The 17,391-nt window shown below is 72.7% G+C and carries 13 protein-coding genes; 7 read left to right on the top strand and 6 right to left on the bottom strand.

The window, feature by feature from the left end; all coding sequences use genetic code 11:
• Nucleotides 1-244: 244 nt before the first annotated feature.
• Complete coding sequence (locus tag ABH931_RS36140) at nucleotides 245-451, bottom strand: hypothetical protein (protein ID WP_370123286.1); 207 nt, start codon at nucleotides 449-451, stop codon at nucleotides 245-247.
• Between the two features lie 221 nt (nucleotides 452-672).
• Here ABH931_RS36140 and paaK point away from each other — a divergent pair, with 221 nt between their 5' ends.
• From paaK to ABH931_RS36120, 4 genes are all read left to right on the top strand, one after another.
• Nucleotides 673-1,986: a phenylacetate--CoA ligase PaaK gene (paaK, locus tag ABH931_RS36135; RefSeq protein ID WP_370123283.1), complete on the top strand. Its 1,314-nt coding sequence runs from the start codon at nucleotides 673-675 to the stop codon at nucleotides 1,984-1,986.
• A 187-nt stretch (nucleotides 1,987-2,173) separates the two neighbouring features.
• Entirely contained in the window at nucleotides 2,174-3,616 is a 1,443-nt protein-coding gene (locus tag ABH931_RS36130) for a CaiB/BaiF CoA transferase family protein (protein ID WP_370123280.1), read from the top strand.
• A 32-nt stretch (nucleotides 3,617-3,648) separates the two neighbouring features.
• On the top strand, nucleotides 3,649-4,863 hold the full coding sequence (locus ABH931_RS36125) for an acetyl-CoA C-acetyltransferase (RefSeq protein ID WP_370123277.1): 1,215 nt from the start codon (nucleotides 3,649-3,651) through the stop codon (nucleotides 4,861-4,863).
• A 71-nt stretch (nucleotides 4,864-4,934) separates the two neighbouring features.
• A complete protein-coding gene (locus ABH931_RS36120; protein WP_370123274.1) occupies nucleotides 4,935-7,148 on the top strand; it encodes a 3-hydroxyacyl-CoA dehydrogenase NAD-binding domain-containing protein in 2,214 nt (737 codons plus the stop codon).
• 67 nt (nucleotides 7,149-7,215) lie between these two features.
• Here the strand turns inward: ABH931_RS36120 and ABH931_RS36115 are convergent, their stop codons facing one another.
• The 3 genes from ABH931_RS36115 to ABH931_RS36105 all read right to left on the bottom strand — a co-directional run bounded on the left by ABH931_RS36115 (nucleotide 7,216) and on the right by ABH931_RS36105 (nucleotide 10,492).
• Nucleotides 7,216-8,574, bottom strand: a complete 1,359-nt coding sequence (locus tag ABH931_RS36115) for a glycosyltransferase family 39 protein (protein ID WP_370123271.1) — start codon at nucleotides 8,572-8,574, stop codon at nucleotides 7,216-7,218.
• Nucleotides 8,574-9,221 carry a hypothetical protein gene (locus tag ABH931_RS36110; protein WP_370123269.1) on the bottom strand — a complete coding sequence of 216 codons (648 nt, stop codon included), beginning with the start codon at nucleotides 9,219-9,221 and terminating at the stop codon, nucleotides 8,574-8,576. Before ABH931_RS36110 ends, ABH931_RS36115 begins: the two co-directional genes overlap by 1 nt.
• A 332-nt stretch (nucleotides 9,222-9,553) precedes the next feature.
• Complete coding sequence (locus ABH931_RS36105; protein WP_370123266.1) at nucleotides 9,554-10,492, bottom strand: UbiA family prenyltransferase; 939 nt, start codon at nucleotides 10,490-10,492, stop codon at nucleotides 9,554-9,556.
• A 314-nt stretch (nucleotides 10,493-10,806) separates the two neighbouring features.
• On the opposite strand from ABH931_RS36105, the gene ABH931_RS36100 reads away from it, so the two are divergent.
• From ABH931_RS36100 to ABH931_RS36090, 3 genes are all read left to right on the top strand, one after another.
• The gene (locus ABH931_RS36100; RefSeq protein ID WP_370123265.1) at nucleotides 10,807-12,177 is read left to right on the top strand and encodes a hypothetical protein; all 1,371 of its coding nucleotides are present in this window, start codon (nucleotides 10,807-10,809) and stop codon (nucleotides 12,175-12,177) included.
• A gap of 139 nt (nucleotides 12,178-12,316) precedes the next feature.
• Nucleotides 12,317-13,153, top strand: a complete 837-nt coding sequence (locus ABH931_RS36095) for an alpha/beta fold hydrolase (RefSeq protein WP_370123262.1) — start codon at nucleotides 12,317-12,319, stop codon at nucleotides 13,151-13,153.
• Between the two features lie 170 nt (nucleotides 13,154-13,323).
• On the top strand, nucleotides 13,324-15,360 hold the full coding sequence (locus ABH931_RS36090) for a hypothetical protein (protein WP_370123259.1): 2,037 nt from the start codon (nucleotides 13,324-13,326) through the stop codon (nucleotides 15,358-15,360).
• Here ABH931_RS36090 and ABH931_RS36085 read toward each other — a convergent pair.
• Both ABH931_RS36085 and ABH931_RS36080 read right to left on the bottom strand, forming a co-directional pair.
• A complete protein-coding gene (locus ABH931_RS36085) occupies nucleotides 15,348-16,709 on the bottom strand; it encodes an ABC transporter substrate-binding protein (RefSeq protein WP_370123256.1) in 1,362 nt (453 codons plus the stop codon). The two genes, ABH931_RS36090 and ABH931_RS36085, sit on opposite strands and share 13 nt — an antisense overlap.
• Nucleotides 16,710-16,721: 12 nt before the next feature.
• A complete protein-coding gene (locus ABH931_RS36080) occupies nucleotides 16,722-17,303 on the bottom strand; it encodes a hypothetical protein (RefSeq protein WP_370123254.1) in 582 nt (193 codons plus the stop codon).
• Nucleotides 17,304-17,391 lie beyond the last annotated feature (88 nt).

Raw genomic sequence — 17,391 nt, 5'->3', positions numbered from 1 at the left:
AGGAAAGAGAAGAGGGAGACTGGCGAGAAGAAACCGGGGTCAACGGGTCGGCCAGAAAAGCATCCCCAAGCGAGGGAAAACCCCCACCCATGGACACCTCTCCACCCTCACACCCGCCCCCGAACATCAAGGCGTCCATACGACAATTCTGGCGCCTCCGCCCTCTCCTCCACCATGGCCCACCTGGGCCATTTCCCTTCCACGAACGAGTTAGTCATTTTGTTCGAATTAAGGTGGCGCCTGATCAGCCGGCTTTCCCCGCCTGCGGCTCCCCGCCCGCCGCCGGGTCCTGGGGTACCTCGATTCCGCTCTCGCGGGCCTGGCGGAGGGCCTCCTCCAGTTCGTCCAGGGCCTGGGAGAGCCCGAACGGGTTCTGCGAGGCGGCCGCCTCGGCGAGGGCGGCGCGCGCGTCGGTGACCCGCTTGAGCAGCAGCTGATCGTTCTGGTCCACCGCGACCTCCTCGGACTCTCTCCCGGAAGCCCCCCAGCCACCATCGCAGGGGTTCAACGTTTCTTCAATTCGCGCGACCGGATGCCGTACGCGGCCGGGCGCCCGGCATCCGGGCACCTCCTTGACACCACCCCTGCCCCGATGGACCATCGACCGAACATTCGGTTGGCGAAGCCATCCAGGCAGGTCATCCGGCAGGACATCCAGGCAGGAGTAGCACCGTGCCCGACGCCGTCCCCTCCCCCTCGGCCGATCTGCTGGACGCCGGTGAGCGCCTCTCGCCGGAGGAACTGCGCGCGCACCAGCTCACGGCGCTGCGCTGGACGCTCCACCACGCGTACGACAACGTCGAGCTGTACCGGCGAAAGTTCGACGCCGCCGGTGTGCGCCCGGACGACTGCCGCAGCCTGGCCGATCTCGAACGGTTCCCGTTCACCACCAAGGCGGACCTGCGGGAGTGCTACCCGTTCGGGATGTTCGCCGTGCCGATGGACCAGGTGCGCCGGATCCACGCGTCCAGCGGGACGACAGGGCGGCCGACAGTGGTCGGGTACACCGAGGACGACCTCGACATGTGGGCGGACGTCGTGGCGCGCTCGATCCGGGCCGCAGGCGGGCGGCCCGGGCACAAAGTGCACGTCAGCTACGGCTACGGCCTGTTCACGGGCGGGCTCGGGGCGCACTACGGCGCGGAGCGGGCCGGGTGCACGGTGATCCCGGCCTCGGGCGGGATGACCGCACGGCAGGTGCAGATCATCCAGGACTTCAAGCCTGAGATCATCATGGTCACCCCGTCGTACATGCTGACCCTGCTGGACGAGTTCGAGAAGCAGGGGATCGACCCGCGCTCCACCTCGCTGCGGATCGGCATCTTCGGCGCGGAGCCGTGGACGGAGGCGATGCGCCGGGAGATCGAGGACCGCCTCGACATCCACGCCGTCGACATCTACGGGCTGTCGGAGGTGATCGGTCCGGGCGTGGCGCAGGAGTGCGTGGAGACGAAGGACGGGCTGCACATCTGGGAGGACCACTTCTACCCCGAGGTGGTGGATCCGGTCACGGACGAGCTGATGGCGGCCGGGGAGAGTGGGGAACTGGTCTTCACCTCGCTGACCAAGCAGGCGATGCCGGTGATCCGCTACCGGACCAGGGACCTGACCCGGCTGCTGCCGGGCACCGCGCGCCCGGCGTTCCGGCGGATGGAGAAGGTGACCGGCCGCTGCGACGACATGATCATCCTGCGCGGCGTGAACGTGTTCCCGACCCAGATCGAGGAGATCGTGCTGCGGACGCCGGCCGTGGCGCCGCACTTCCAGTTGCGGTTGACGCGCAGCGGGCGGCTGGATCGCATGGCGGTCGAGGTGGAGGCCAGGCCGGGCACCAGTGCCGCCGAGCGGGAGGCGGCCGGGGTGGAGATCGCGCGCGGGGTCAAGGACGGCGTCGGGATCAGCGTCGAGGTGACGGTCGTGGACCCGGAGACGCTTGAGCGCTCGGTCGGCAAGATCCGTCGGGTGGTGGACCTGCGCGAGAAGTGAGGCGCGGCGCGGAAGGCCAAACGCGAGGGGGCGGCGCGGGGCCGGGCGGGGCTTCGGTGCGGGTCCGGACGGGGGTTCGGCCGGGGGCATCTCGCCGGACCCCCTTGTTACTGGCGAGTCAACTCCATAGCATCGGGACTGTGACAGCATCCGTGTCACACTCGCCATGGCCACGCCGGGAGGCCCGATGTCCGAGAGCGCAGCCGCATCCGGGAGCACGTCCGGGACCGCCGCCGGCACCTCCGCCCGAACCGGCGACGCCACCACTGCCCGGACCCGCGACGCCACCACCGCCCGGACCGACGCCGCGACCGCCGCCGGCACCTCCGGGGCGGGACCGCTCGCCGGGGTGCGGGTGCTGGAGATCGCCGGGCTCGGGCCGGGGCCGTTCGCGGCGATGTTGCTGGCGGATCTCGGGGCGGACGTGGTGCGGGTGGACCGGCCGGGCGGGTCGGTGCTCAGCGGGGATCCCGCGCTGGACGTGACCAACCGTGGCAAGCGCAGCGTCGTGCTGGACCTCAAGACGCCCGAGGGCGTCGCCAGGGCACTGGACCTGGCGGCGCGCGCCGACCTGCTGATCGAGGGCTTCCGGCCGGGTGTCGCCGAGCGGCTCGGGGTCGGGCCCGATGCGTGCCTGGCCCGCAACCCGACGCTCGTCTACGGGCGGATGACCGGCTGGGGGCAGGAGGGGCCGCTCGCCCAGGCGGCGGGCCACGACATCGCCTACATCGCGACGGCGGGTGTGCTCGGACTCGTCGGCGCCGCGGACGGCCCGCCGGCCATCCCGGTCAACCTGCTCGGCGACTACGCGGGCGGCTCGCTCTACCTCGTGGTCGGCCTGCTGGCCGCTCTGCACCACGCCCGGGCGACCGGCGCCGGGCAGGTGGTGGACGCGGCGATCGTGGACGGGGCGGCGCACCTGACCTCCGTCCTGTGGGGGTTCATGGCGGGCGGGCGCTGGCACGACCGGCGCGGGGTCAACATCATCGACGGCGGCGCGCCCTTCTACGCGGTCTACGAGACCGCCGACCGCCGCCACATGGCCGTCGGCGCGCTGGAGCCCCAGTTCTTCGCGGAATTCGTCAAGCTGCTCGATCTGCCGCCGGACGCGCCGGGCCAGCGGAACCTGGCCCGCTGGGGCGAGCTGCGCGAGCTGATCGCCGCACGCTTCGCGAGCCGTACACAGGCGGAGTGGACCGGGGTGTTCGAGGGTACGGACGCCTGTGTCTCTCCGGTGCTGACGCTGCACGAGGCCGCGGACCACCCCCATCTGCGGGCACGCGCGAGCTACGCCGAGCACCACGGGCTGCTCCAGCCGAGCCCCGCCCCGCGCTTCTCGGCGACCCCGAACCCGGCGCCGCGCCCGCCGGCGCTCCCGGACACCGACCGTGCGGCCGTGGCCGCGGACTGGGACGTCCCGTCCCTCGCCGCGAGCACCCCGGGCAACCTGGGCGCGCCCGGCGAGCCGGGTGCGCCGAGCAGCCCGAACAACGCGGGCACCCCGAACAACTCGAATATCGAGAACAGCGCGAACACCCCGATCAGCGCGAACAATGCGAACACCCTGATCAACGCGGAAAACGCGGGCACCCCGAAAAGCGCGCGCACCGCGCACACCACGGACTCCTGATCCCGCACCCGAACCGAAAGCAGGCAGCCAGCGTGACCACCGAAGCATTCGTCTACGACGCGATCCGCACCCCGCGCGGCCGGGGCAAGGCCTCCGGCTCGCTGCACGGGACCAAGCCGATCGACCTCGTCGTCGGCCTGATCCACGAGATGCGGCGACGCTTCCCCGACCTCGACCCGGCGGCGATCGACGATGTCGTGCTGGGCGTGGTCAGCCCGATCGGGGACCAGGGCTCCGACATCGCCAAGGTCGCCGCGATCGCGGCAGGGCTGCCGGACACCGTGGCGGGGGTGCAGGAGAACCGGTTCTGCGCCTCCGGCCTGGAGGCCGTGAACCTGGCCGCGGCCAAGGTCCGCTCGGGCTGGGAGGACCTGATCCTGGCGGGCGGCGTGGAGTCCATGTCGCGCGTGAAGATGGGCAGCGACGGTGGCGCCTGGGCGATGGACCCGATGACCAGCTACGAGACCGGGTTCGTGCCGCAGGGCGTCGGCGCCGACCTGATCGCGACCGTCGAGGGCCTCTCCCGCACCGACGTGGACGCGTTCGCGGCCGAGTCGCAGGCGCGGGCCGCGGAGGCGATCAAGGAGGGGCGCTTCGAGCGCTCGGTCGTGCCGGTGCGGGACCGCAACGGCCTGGTCGTCCTGGACCGGGACGAGTTCGTGCGTCCGGGCACGACGGTGGAATCGCTCGCCAAGCTCCCGTCCTCCTTCGCCACGATCGGCGAGCTCGGTGGCTTCGACGCGGTCGCGCTGCAGAAGTACCACTGGGTGGAGAAGATCGACCACGTCCACCACGCGGGCAACTCCTCCGGCATCGTCGACGGCGCGTCCCTCGTCGCGATCGGCAGCAAGGAGGTCGGCGAGCGCTATGGGATGACGCCGCGGGCGCGGATCGTCTCGGCGGCGGTCTCCGGCGCCGACCCGACGATCATGCTGACCGGTCCGGCGCCGGCCAGCCGCAAGGCGCTGGCGAAGGCGGGGCTGACCGCCGCCGACATCGACCTGGTCGAGATCAACGAGGCCTTCGCGGCGGTGGCGCTGCGCTACATCCGCGAGATGGGCTTCGACCACGCGCAGGTGAACGTCAACGGCGGCGCGATCGCGCTCGGCCACCCGCTGGGGGCGACGGGCGCGATGCTGCTCGGCACGGTCCTGGACGAGCTGGAGCGTCGTGACCTGCGCCGTGGCCTGATCACGCTGTGCGTGGGCGGCGGCATGGGCATCGCGACGATCGTCGAGCGGCTGTGAGCCCGGACGTGACCGGCTCCTCCTCGCCCGCCCTCCCCGACCACGACCGCACGCCCGCTGGAGACGCAGAGATGACCACCGCCCAAGACCCTCAGCACGCTCAGACCGAGGAAACCCCCACCACCATCCGCTGGGAGCAGGACGGCGACGGCGTCGTCACGCTCGTGCTGGACGACCCGACCCAGTCCGTCAACACCATGACCGAGGCGTTCCGCGCCGACCTCGCCGCCACCGTGGTGCGCCTGAAGGCGCTGCGTGAGGCGGGGGACCTGCGCGGCGTGATCGTGACCTCCGCCAAGAAGACCTTCTTCGCCGGTGGCGACCTGCGGCTGCTGAGCCAGGTGCGGCCCGAGAACGCCGAGGAGTTCTTCGAGGGCTCCCTCGCGCTCAAGCGCGACCTGCGGGCGCTGGAGACGCTCGGCGTGCCGGTGGTCGCCGCGATCAACGGCGCTGCGCTGGGCGGCGGCCTGGAGATCGCGCTGGCCTGCCACCACCGGGTGGCGCTGGACAGCCCGGCCGTGAAGATCGGGCTGCCGGAGGTGACGCTGGGTCTGCTGCCGGGCGGCGGTGGCGTGGTGCGCACGGTGCGACTGCTGGGCATCACCGACGCGCTGCTGAAGGTGCTGCTCCAGGGCACGCAGCACCGGCCGGCGCAGGCGCTCGCGGCAGGTCTGGTGCACGAGCTCGCCGCCGACCGCGACGAACTGCTGGCCAAGGCGCGCGCCTTCGTCGACGCGAACGAGACGGCGCAGCAGCCGTGGGACGTCAAGGGCTACAAGATCCCTGGCGGCACCCCGAGCCACCCGGCGTTCGCGGCCAACCTGCCCGCGTTCCCGGCGAACCTGAAGAAGCAGCTGAACGGCGCGCCCTACCCGGCGCCGCGCAACATCCTGGCGACGGCGGTCGAGTCGGCGCAGGTGGACGTCGACACGGCGTTCGTGATCGAGGCGCGCTACTTCACCGAGCTGGCGTGCGGCCAGACGGCGAAGAACATGATCCAGGCGTTCTTCTTCGACCTGCAGGCCGTCAACTCCGGCGCCAACCGCCCCTCCTCCGTCCCCGCCCGCAAGGTGACCAAGGTGGCGGTGCTGGGCGCGGGCATGATGGGCGCGGGCATCGCGTACTCCTGTGCCAGGGCCGGGATCGAGGTGGTCCTGAAGGACATGACCGCTGAGGCGGCCGAGCGCGGCAAGGCGTACTCGGCGGGCCTGCTGGACAAGGCGCTGTCGCGCGGCCGCACGACCGAGGCCAAGCGGGACGCGCTGCTCGCCCTGATCACGCCGACCGCGGACGTGGCCGACCTGGCCGGGTGCGACGCCGTCATCGAGGCGGTCTTCGAGAGCACCGAGCTGAAGCACCAGGTGTTCGCGGAGATCCAGGACGTCGTGGCGCCGGACGCGCTGCTCTGCTCGAACACCTCCACGCTCCCCATCACGCTGCTCGCGGAGGGGGTGAAGCGGCAGGAGGACTTCATCGGGCTGCACTTCTTCTCGCCGGTGGACAAGATGCCGCTGGTCGAGATCATCAAGGGCGAGCGGACCGGGGACGAGGCGCTGGCGCGCGCCTTCGACCTGGTGCGGCAGATCAACAAGACGCCGATCGTGGTCAACGACTCGCGCGGCTTCTTCACCTCGCGGGTGATCGGGCAGTTCATCAACGAGGGCGTGGCGATGGTCGGCGAGGGCGTCGACCCGGCCTCGGTCGAGCAGGCGGCCGCGCAGGCCGGCTACCCGGCCAAGGTGCTGTCGCTGATGGACGAGCTGACGCTGACGCTGCCGCGCAAGATCCGCAACGAGACCCGCAAGGCGATCGAGGCGGGCGGCGGTACCTGGACGCCGCACCCGGCCGACACGGTGCTGGACCGGATGCTGGACGAGTTCGAGCGTCCGGGGCGCAGCGGTGGCGCGGGCTTCTACGAGTACGTGGACGGCAAGCGGGCCGGGCTGTGGCCTGGACTGCGGGAGCACTTCGGCACGGCGGACGGCCGTGAGGTCCCGTTCGTCGACATGCAGGAGCGGATGCTGTTCGCGGAGGCGGTGGACACGGTGCACTGCCTGGAGGAGGGCGTGCTGACGTCCGTCGCGGACGCGAACATCGGCTCGATCCTCGGCATCGGCTTCCCGGGCTGGACCGGTGGCGTGCTGCAGTACGTCAACGGCTACGAGGGCGGTCTGCCGGGCTTCGTCGCCCGCGCCCGTGAGCTCGCGGCCACCTACGGGCCGCGGTTCGAGCCGCCGGCGCTGCTGGTGGAGAAGGCCGAGCGCGGCGAGGTCTTCGCCGACTGACGGGACGGACAGGACTGATGGGACTGACGGGACCGTCAGGACGTCCCGGGCCCGACACGGCGGCGCGTCAGGAGGGCGCGCCGCCGTGGAAGGTGAGGGCGACGCCGTAGCAGGCGGAGCCGACGGCGGCGGCGACCAGCAGCGGGCGGGCGAGCCGGGGCCGGTCGGCGAGCCAGTGGGCGGCGGGGTAGAGCAGCGGGAACGCCGGCAGCAGGAACCGGGCGATCGGCGGCTGTGGCGAGGCGTTGGCGAAGTCGACGAGGAACAGCCCGGCGGCGAAGACCAGCACGGGCAGGGGCTGGCGTCGTGCGTCGCGTCGCCGCCAGGAGCGCAGCGAGGCGATCAGCAGGCCGAGGTAGGCCAGCCCGGTGAGCGCCATCGGCAGGCGGCCGAGGGCGTGCCGCTGGGCCTCGTGGCCGAAGGCGAAGAGCTTGGTGGCCTCGTTCCCGTACCAGCGCACTATCGTCCACCCGAAGTCGACGCCGGTGTCCCAGGCCGCCTGGATGTGGAAGTAGGCGGTCGGGGAGCCGACGGCCCACGCGGTGTAGGCGAGGTAGCCGAGCCACCCGAGCGGGGCGAGCAGCGCCGCCACGAGGGGACGCCAGGACCGGCGCGGGCGCCGCGCGGTGACGTCGCGTCGCAGTTCCACGACGGCGGCGACGGCCACGGCGGCGATCAGCGCGGTGGCGCTGGGGCGGGTGAGACCGGCGAGGACGCAGAGCACTCCCGCCGTGAGCCACCGGCGGCGCAGCAGGGCGTAGAGGCTCCACGCGCAGAGCGCGGTGAAGAGCGGTTCGGAGTAGCCGTAGCTCTCGACGGCGGCGAGCGGCAGGACGCCCCAGAGCACGGCCGCGATCCGGCCGACGCGGGGGCCCCAGAGCCGGTCGGCGATCGCGAAGATCCCCCAGGCGGCGAGAAGCGACGCGGACCAGGCGACGAGCACCAGGCCACCGGCGGTGCCGAGGCCGGTGAGACGCGAGGCGAGATGGCCGAGCCAGGGGTACAGCGGGAAGAAGGCGCGGGGCGAGTACGGGATGCCGTGCGCGCCGATCAGTCCGTCGGCGACGGCGTAGCCGTGGTCGGCGATGCGGGCGTACCAGCCGGCGTCCCACAGGGTGCCGAGCCGGGTGATCGGCGCGATGTGGTGCCCGCGCGCCCACCCGACCACGGCGAGCACACCGAGCGCCCGTACGGCCGCGTACGCCGCGAGCGCGGGCGCCGCCCGCCGCAGCCCCCGCGCTAGCAGGGCGAGCAGCGCGGCCGACGCGCTCGGCACGGCGCCTGCGCCGCGCGGAACCGACGCGGCGGCAGCGTCGCGCTGCGCCGAGGTGGCGGGCGGGGTGGCGGCCGAGGTGTTGGGGGCGGCCGGGTCGGCGGGCGCGGACTGCACCGTCAAGGTTGCCTCGGGGGACGTCGGTTCGGGCATCAGTCGGCCTTGCGTTCCGCCTCGCCCGCGCGGCGGAGGGCGGCGCGGAGGGTGCTGCGGACGGCGGACTCGGGGATGCCGAGCTCGCGGGCGATGCGGTGGTGCGCGCCGCCGGCCGGCATGCGGGTGTCGCGGGTGCGCTGCGGCGGGACCGCGGCTGGCCCGCCGTCGGCGGCGGGCGGCTTGGCCTCACTCAGCAGCTCGCGCAGTTCGGCGTCGCCGTAGCCCGCCGCGCCGACGTAGATGCGGGTGCAGGCACTGCGGCGGAAGACCTCGGCCGCGGTGCGGAGCAGGTCCTCTGCGTCGGGGGGCGGCAGGTCGGCCACCGCGCGGCGCAGGGCGGGGGCGGTGGCGAGCCAGAGGACGCGGGCGGCGCGCAGCGACTCGCGCAGCGGGACGCCGTCGATGGCGCGGCGCGCGCCCATCAGTTCCAGGGTGACCAGGTCGGCGTCGGAGACGGTGACGGGCTCGTCGCGCAGTCCGGCGGCGCACTCGCGCAGGATGGCCTCCGCCTGGCGGCGGACCCGCGTCCAGCGGCCCGGTCGCAGCAGGGGGCTGTCGGCTTCGGCGAGGCCCTGCGCGTAGGCCGCGATGACCGCGGCGCGCTCGCCCTCGAACCGCTGCGCGGCCGAGTGGACCCCCGCCATCCGTCCGCCCCTTCCCGCCGGATCCCTCTTGTGCGGGTCGATCCTACGGGCAGCCGATCAGCAGGGTGGCCAGACCACCGGTCGGCCCCCCGACTGCCTGGGAAAACTGCCCGATCAGCGGACCTGTCAGGGCCGTTGGCCGCCGGTCGGGCGGCCCGGGACCACCCGCCGGCGGTGGACTGGACCAGTCCAGTCCAGGCCAGTCCAGGCCAAGGCCGCTACACAGGGACCGACCCCAGGAGGACAGGACACCGGACGGCAGCACGCGAACGGCAAGCCACAGGAGGACAGGGCCCGAGACGCCGGCCGCAGGAGCGCGACCAGGCACGCGCTCAGCGGAACAGCAGCTCCGCCAGGAGGGCGGAGAGCATCGCGGCGTGCGCGGCGTACTGGGTGATCATGAACGCCCGGTACGGCGCGCGGCCGACGTCGGGACGGCGACAGCGCAGGGCGACCCAGACGGCGCCGGCCGCCAGCGGCAGGGTGCCGGCCAGGCAGAGCCGGGCCCACAGCGCCGAGGCGGTCACGGCGACGGCGCCGACGGCCAGCGCGCCGGCGGCGGTGGTGCGGCGGGCGGCCCGTTCGCCGTGGACGACGGCGAGGGTGCGACGGCCGCCGACGGCGTCACCGCGGATGTCGCTCAGGTCCTTGGAGACGGCGCCGACGCAGCCCATCCAGGCTGACATGGCCCCGCCGAAGAGCAGCAGGCCGGGGCTGACGGACCCGCCGACACTGAGGGCGCCGCCGAGGTAGGTGAGCAGCCCCATCCCGACGACGGTGGCGGCGGCGGTGAGCGTGGTCCGCTTCGCGGGCAGCGGCGGCCCGGAGTAGAGGTAGCCGAGGAGCAGCATCCCGGCCACACAGCGGTCCAGCGTGGGGACGGCGGAGCCGAGGGCCAGAGCCAGGGCACCGAGCAGCACGACGACCGCCGCGGCCAGGCGCACCGGCAGGGCGCCGGTGGCGATCGGCCGCTTCGAGCCGTTGGCGCGGTCCTCGGCGACGTCCATGACGCCGTTGACGAGGTAGACGGCGAGTACCGCGAGCACCCAGGCGGCGGGGCCGAGCACCAGCCGCACGGGGTCGACGGTGCCGCCAGGCGCCCGGCGCAGGGCGACGAGCTGGAACAGCAGTCCGGTGACGAACCGCATGAGAAAGACGATCTGGACCACCGGCCGGGCTTCGGCCACGCACATCCGCGTGAACCGAACCGCCTGTATCGCGGCCCTGGGCTTGGGCCTCCCCCCGGCGACAACGCCGGCTATGTCACTCATGCCGCGCACACTAGGGTGTAAATCGGACTAAGTAGGCGAAGACACGCGGATGAGACGCCGGGGTCGACACCGGACAGAACGAGGGGGCGCAGCGCCGGACAGGGGGCGCGCGCCACGCCGGACGCTCCACAGCGCGCCGAGAAACCCCAGGCGGGGAGGGGTAGCCGAGGTTCAAAGAACGTTCCGACCCGGATCTCACCTCAATTTTCCGAGCTGTACACATAATCCGTACATAGTGGGGTGCCACGCTGGCCTCCGAGCCGGCCTGATCTTGTGGCGGACACTCGCCGATCCACCGAATCCCCGAGGACACCGTGACCGCTCCGACCAGCGCGCCCGTGCACGAGGAACCCCCAGGGGAGGACCCCGAGCCGATGGCGCCGGTCCGTCGCCTTCCGATCCGCCTGCTGGACCGGATCCACCTGATACCGGCGGAGCGCCGCGCCGCCCTGGCCGTGGCCTGGCGCCTCGCGGAGCCGGCCCTGCTGCTCTTCATCGTCGTGCGCGCGGTCGGCCTGTCGCTGATGATGCTGCTCAGCCCGGGCACCCCGGGCTACGCGCTGCACCGGCTCGCGGTGCACTGGGACGCGGCCTGGTATCTCGACGTGGCCATGCACGGCTACGACCACGCGATACGGCCGTGGCTGCCGGGTGCGGCGCTCCAAACCACGAACCTGGCCTTCTTCCCGGTCTTCCCGTGGATGATCCGGACGGTGCACACCCTGCTGCCGTTCGTGCCGTGGGGCGCGGCCAGCCTGCTGACGGCCTCGCTGTGCGCGGTCGGCGCGGCGCTGGGCATCTTCATGGCGGTCAACGCCCGCTACGGCGACAGGGTCGCCACGATGGCCGTGGTGCTGTGGGGCATCGCCCCGGCCGCGGCGGTGGAGACGGCCGGGTACAGCGAGTCGGCGTTCACGATGATGGCGGCCTGGACCCTGTACGCGGTGGTCACCCGCCGCTGGGTGGCGGCCGGCGTGCTGTCGGTCCTGGCGGGCCTGACCCGACCGACGGGCGTGGCCGTGGCGGCGGCGGTGATGGCGGCGGGCGCGATGGAGATCTGGGTGCGGCTGCGCGAGCGGCGGGCCCCGGACGCGCTCCCCGGCCGGCTGTCGCGGCTCGACCGGCTGCCCTGGTTCGACGGCGCCGATCTGCGGGCGGTGACGCCGGCCCGCGAGCCGGAGCTGTGGCGTCCGCTGACGGCGATCGTCCTGGCGCCGCTCGGCTGGGTCGGCTTCGTGGCCTGGACCGGCTGGCGCCTGCACACCTGGGACGCCTACTTCCGGATCCAGGCGCTGTGGCACTCGTCGTTCGACTTCGGCGCGTCCACCGCGCACGACTTCAAACTGCTGTTCACCACCGCACAGCCGGTCGGGCTCTACTATCCGGTGGTGGCAGGCATCCTGGTCGCGGCGGGGGTGCTGTTCCTCACCTCGATCGCGCAGCGGCAGCCGCTCGGCTTCGTGGTGTTCAGCATGGTCATCATGGCCATCTCGTGCGGCGACACGGCCTACTTCGGCTCCCGGGCCCGGTTCCTGCTGCCCGCCTTCCCGCTGCTGATCCCGGTCGCGGCGGGACTGGTCCGGGTCCGCACCCGGGCGACGCTGGTGGCGGCGCTGATCGCGGGAACACTCTGCTCCGGCCTGTACGGCGCGTACCTGCTGATCTACTCCCCCGCCGCGCCCTGAGAAGCACTTGCGCTGCGCCCTGAGAAGCACTCCCGCTGCGTCGGCCCCCTTGTCGGCGAGGCTACTCTCCGGTAATTCTTACTGACATCAGGTCTAGTAAGACCGCCAGAGCCGGTCGTCGCGCCCAGGGAGTGCCGTCATGCCCGCCGATGTCTCGTACCAGCACGACACCCCCGCCGGACCGCGCACCGTGACCGTGCGGTACGAGCGGCGCGGCAGCGGCACTCCGCTGCTGCTGCTGCACGGTATCGGCCACCACTGGCAGGCCTGGGGGCCGGTACTGGACACGCTCGCCGCGGAGCACGACGTGGTCGCCGTGGACCTGCCCGGCTTCGGCGCCTCGGCGCCGCTGCCGCCGGGCTCGGCCTACGACCTGGACTCCGTCGTGCCCGGGCTCGGCGGGCTCTGCGCGGCGCTCGGGATGGAGCGGCCGCACGTGGCGGGCAACTCCCTCGGCGGACTGCTCGCCCTGGAGATGGGACGGCGCGGGCTGGCCCGGTCGGTGACCGCGCTCTCCCCCGCCGGGTTCTGGAACCGGCCCGAGCAGGCCTACGCCTTCGGCGTGCTGCTCTCCATGCGCGCGGGCGCCAAGGCGCTGCCCGCCCCGGCCGTGCGCCGCCTGGCCGCGAAGCCCGTCACCCGCGCGCTGCTCGTCGGCAGCATCTACGCCAGGCCCTCGCTGCGCGGCCCGGCCGAGGCCGCCGCCGAGACCAGGGCGCTGCGCGACGCCACCGGCTTCGCGGAGACGCTCCGCGCCGGCCGGCACGTGAACGTCTCCGAGGACGTCACCGACGTGCCCGTCACCATCGGCTGGGGCACCAAGGACCGGCTGCTGCTGCCGCGTCAGGCGGACCGGGCACGGCAGCGGATGCCCAAGGCGCGGGTGGTGCCGCTGCCGGGCTGCGGGCACGTGCCGATGAACGACGACCCGGAGCTGGTGGCTCGCACCATCCTGGACGGCAGCCGCGACGCCTGACCGGGACCGGCGCCCGGCTCACCCGATCGGGTGAAGTCCGGTGCCGCCCGACCGGGCCACCCCGCCCGGGGAACACGCAGGTCAGCGCGGAGCGAAGGGCCGCCGGACGGGGGAAAGGCGCAGGAGGCGACGTCGGGACCACGCTGCTGACTGCGTGTCACCATGCGGGCGTGCCACCTGTGATGTCACGAGACCCCGCCGCCCCGGAAGACGACGAGCCCGACGACAGCCCGGCACCCTCGGGGGCGAGACCGCCCGGCGCCCGGACGCGCCGCGCGGTCAGCTGGCTGCTGTCCGGGCACAGCGCGCCGGAGCTGCTGCGCATGCCGCCCGCCCAGGTCAACCGGATGCTGACGGTGCTGGCCTGCGCCTCGATGCTGATCGGGGCGCGGGACATCTGGAACCGCACCATCGTCAACCAGCAGGTCCACGCGTTCGCGGTGATCCTGTACTTCGGCGCGATCCTGGTGATCGCGGTGCTGGCGCTGAGCGTGCGGACCCGGCGCAGCATGACGCTGGTGGACCTGTTCATGCTCGCCGTGGCGGCGCTGCAGTGCCTGAACCGCTTCTACGTGGTGACCGCCGCCAAGCCGCCGGTGCCGGGTGTGCCGTCCAGCCACGTCTACTACGGCACGGACGAGGGCTCGCTCATCCACATGGCAGCGCGGACGCTGCTGCACGGCGGACACATCTACGGCACGCAGTGGCCGCAGATCTTCAGCATGTTCCAGGTCGGCACGACACCGCTGATGAACGGCGGCGCTGCGACGGGTCTTGACTACCCGCCGCTCGGGCCGGTCTTCACCGCGCTGCCGATGGGGCTGCACCTGAGCCACCCGCCGGCCGGACTGGCGGCGACGGCGATGCTGCTGCTGGCGTCGGTGGTGATGTTCGTACTGCTGCCGGTGGCCTGGCGGCCGGTCGCGGTGATCGTCTGCTTCGGCTTCGGCTGGCTGCCGAACTACGCGCAGATGGGCTACCCGGGCTGCATGGAGCTGCCGTTCCTGCTGATCACGGTCGCCTACTGGCACCGGACCGGGCGCGGCGGACGGCTCGGCTGGATCGGGGTCACCCAGGCGGTCTGCCTCGGCATCGCCTGCTGCCTGCACCAGCTGTCCTGGTTCCTGGCCCCGTTCCTGCTGATCGGGATGTTCATGATCCGGCGCGGGGAGCTGCCCGTCCGCCAGGCGGCGGCCGTGGTGACGCGCTACGCCGCGATCAGCGCGGGCGTCTTCGCCGTCATCAACCTGCCGTTCGTGCTCCAGGACCCGCGGGCCTGGCTGGAGGGGGTGCTGACCCCGATCACCCAGCAGGCGATCCCGGCGGGGCAGGGCCTGGTCGGCATCTCCTCGTTCTTGACCTCCGGCTCGGGGAACCTGCACCTGTACAGCGTCGCGGGGCAGTTGCTGGGCCTGGCGATGATGGTGCTGCTGGTGCTCTTCCCGCGCCGGCTCGGCCCAGCCGTCACGGTGATGCCGTGGCTGGTCTTCTACCTGTCGACCCGCTCGCAGCAGGACTACTTCGACCTGACCGTGCCGTTGTGGGTGATGGCCGCGGCAACGGTCTCCGCCGCCGACTTCGACCTCGCCTGGCACCCGCGCTACGGGCCGCTGGCCCGGCGCAGCGTGCGCACGGCTCTGGTGCCGCTGCTGCTGGCGCCGACGGTGCTGGCCATCGCGGGCGCGATGCTGACGCCCCCGCCGCTGCGGATGAACGTCACCACGATGACCGGCACGGCGGGCAAGGGCGACCTGGCACTGGTGGACCTGCTGACGCGGGTGCGGGTGACGGTGACGAACACCAGCGGCTCCGCCGTCAGCCCGCACTTCGCCACCAGCACGGGGGCGACCATCTCGGACTACTGGAAGGTGCTCTCCGGCCCGGCGACCCTGGGCCCGCACAGCACCGCCGTCTACGTGCTGAAGGCGCCGTGGGGCGGCGTGGACACCCCTGGGGTGAAGGGGAGGATCCTGCTGCGCGCGGTCAGCTCGCAGCCGATGACGCTCTCCACGCAGCTGATCGGCGTCGGCCCCGACCCCTCGACGCTGCCTGCGGCGATCCGCAAGATCCTCGACTCGGGGCGCGGCTTCCCGCGCGGCTCCAACGACGCGGTGGCCCCGCGCACCCGCGCGAACGGAAACACGAACGGGAACGAGAACTCGAACGGGAACACGAACGGGAACGCGGCGACGGGCTACGGCCGGTAGGGCAGCGCGGGCACCTCGAAGCAGTTGGTGTTCATGTCGGGCACCTGGGTGACCCAGCCACCCTTGCCGCCCTCGGCCGAGTTCTCCCAGCGGGCGACGTTCAGGCAGGCGCGCTGGGGGCCCGTCGGCGGGTTCGGCATCGGCACGAAGGAGGACGGCGTGATCAGGTCGTGGGCGGTGTAGGGCTTCCCGTTCCGCATGAACGCGTCGACGCAGGAGCGGGTCACCTCGGCGCCGCAGGAGGAGGCGGCGTCGGTGAACCACTGGGCCCCGGCCCAGCCGAGCAGCTCCCACTCCGACAACTGCGCCTGCCGGTCCGGGTAGTACTTCTGCATCGCCGCACGGAAGGCGGCCACGGCCGGGTACTGGGCGGTGTCCTCGTAGTTGCGGGCGTCGGTGGTGACCCACAGGGCGCTCAGGCACCCGGGCGTCTGCGCGTAGTCGGAGCGGACCTGCTCGGAGAAGTTCTGCTCGTTGGTGACCTTGGCGGTGACGGTGACCCCGGCCGAGGCCATCGCCTGGCACAGGCCGGCGTTGCCGCGGGTGTCCATGGCGTCGAGCAGCAGCTGCGCGCCGTCGGCCTTCATGCCGGCGGCGACGGAGCCGAAGTTCGGCAGGGCGAAGTCGACGGTCTCGCTCAGCACGTCGTAGCCCTCGGCCTTGAGGCCTTGGACCAGCTGGGCGGCGTAGCGGGCGGAGTCCGCCTGGTTGTAGGAGACCACGACGGCCTTGGTGAGCCCGAGCTTGGTCTTGAAGTACCGGTAGACCTCGGTGGTCTGGTAGAGCGTGCCGTTCCAGCCGACCGACTTGCCGGTGCGGGGCTCGTCGCTGCCGTAGATCGCGTAGAGGTGCGGGTACTGGTCGTACTCGGTGCCGATGGTGATGCCGCCGATGTCGGGCACGCCCTGGGAGCTGACGTAGCCGGCGCCCGCGTAGTCCAGCACGCTGCCGGCCACGAGGGCGACGACGTGGTCGGAGTCGATCAGCTGGTGCACGCAGGCCTGGTTGCCGATGCCGGCGCCGCTGTCGTCGCAGGTGAAGACCTTGACCTGGCGGCCGCCGACGCCCCCTTGGGCGTTCAGCGCCTTGAAGAAGGCCTGGGCGCCGTAGAGGGGGCCGGTGAAGGTGTCGCCGCCGATCGGGCTGGAGACCGAGGTGACGATGCCGATCGGGATCGGTGGCAGGGCGGCGCCCGGTGCGGGGGCGCCGGAGGGCGTGGCCTCGAAGTCCTTCAGCGGCAGCCGGCTGCCGCAGCCGGCGCTCAGCGCGAGCAGGCTCGCGCACGTCAGCAGCGCGAGGACGGGCCGGGCCGTCCTCGCGCGCTCGACGCGGTGCCGAGGGCGCCTCACCCCACCATCCTGTCAGTCGCAGCCGGGGATCGGCGAGGCACCGGCCTGGAGTTTCAGCAGTCCGCACAGGGTGGTGTCGGTGACCTGCCACACGCCGCCGTTGAGGACCGCCTTGCCCTTGCTGTCCTTGAGGGCGACGGCGCCGGAGAGGCAGACGTTGTAGGTGGTGTCGGCGGTGGTGGCGCCGGTGAAGTCGACCGCGGTGACGGCGACGGTGGTCACGGCCGCCTGCGGGTTGCCCGCGAAGCCCTGCATGGCCTGGGCCAGCTTCTGGGCGTTCTCCAGCAGCGGCATCTTGTCGTTGAGCGAGGTGGCGGGGTCGAAGAACTGGCTGTAGTCGGTGGCGATCTTCGCGGCGGCGCCGGCGGTGTCGGCGGGGCCGGTGCCGCTGACGGTCGGCGGAGCGCCGGTGCCGCACGTGGCGGCGGCGGGGGACGCCGCGGGGGTGGTCGCCGCCGCCGTCGGTGCCGCCGTGGTGGGGGCACTCGACGGGGAGCCCGGCGGGGTGTTGGAGGTACCGCTGCTGCAGGCCGCCGCGAGCAGCAGCACGGCTGAGCCGGCCGCCGCTCGCAGGACCAGGGACGCACGTTCCATGTTCGGTCACCGCCCTGTCACGATTCCAGAAAATCTGACTTGCCATCAGATTCGGTTCACCAAGCTAGCGCCGCGGGGATCGTCAGGA

Origin of the sequence: Streptacidiphilus sp. MAP12-33, from assembly GCF_041261265.1 — a bacterium.
Classification (GTDB): Bacteria; Actinomycetota; Actinomycetes; order Streptomycetales; family Streptomycetaceae; genus Streptacidiphilus.
This window is presented reverse-complemented; position numbering and strand designations above follow the sequence as displayed.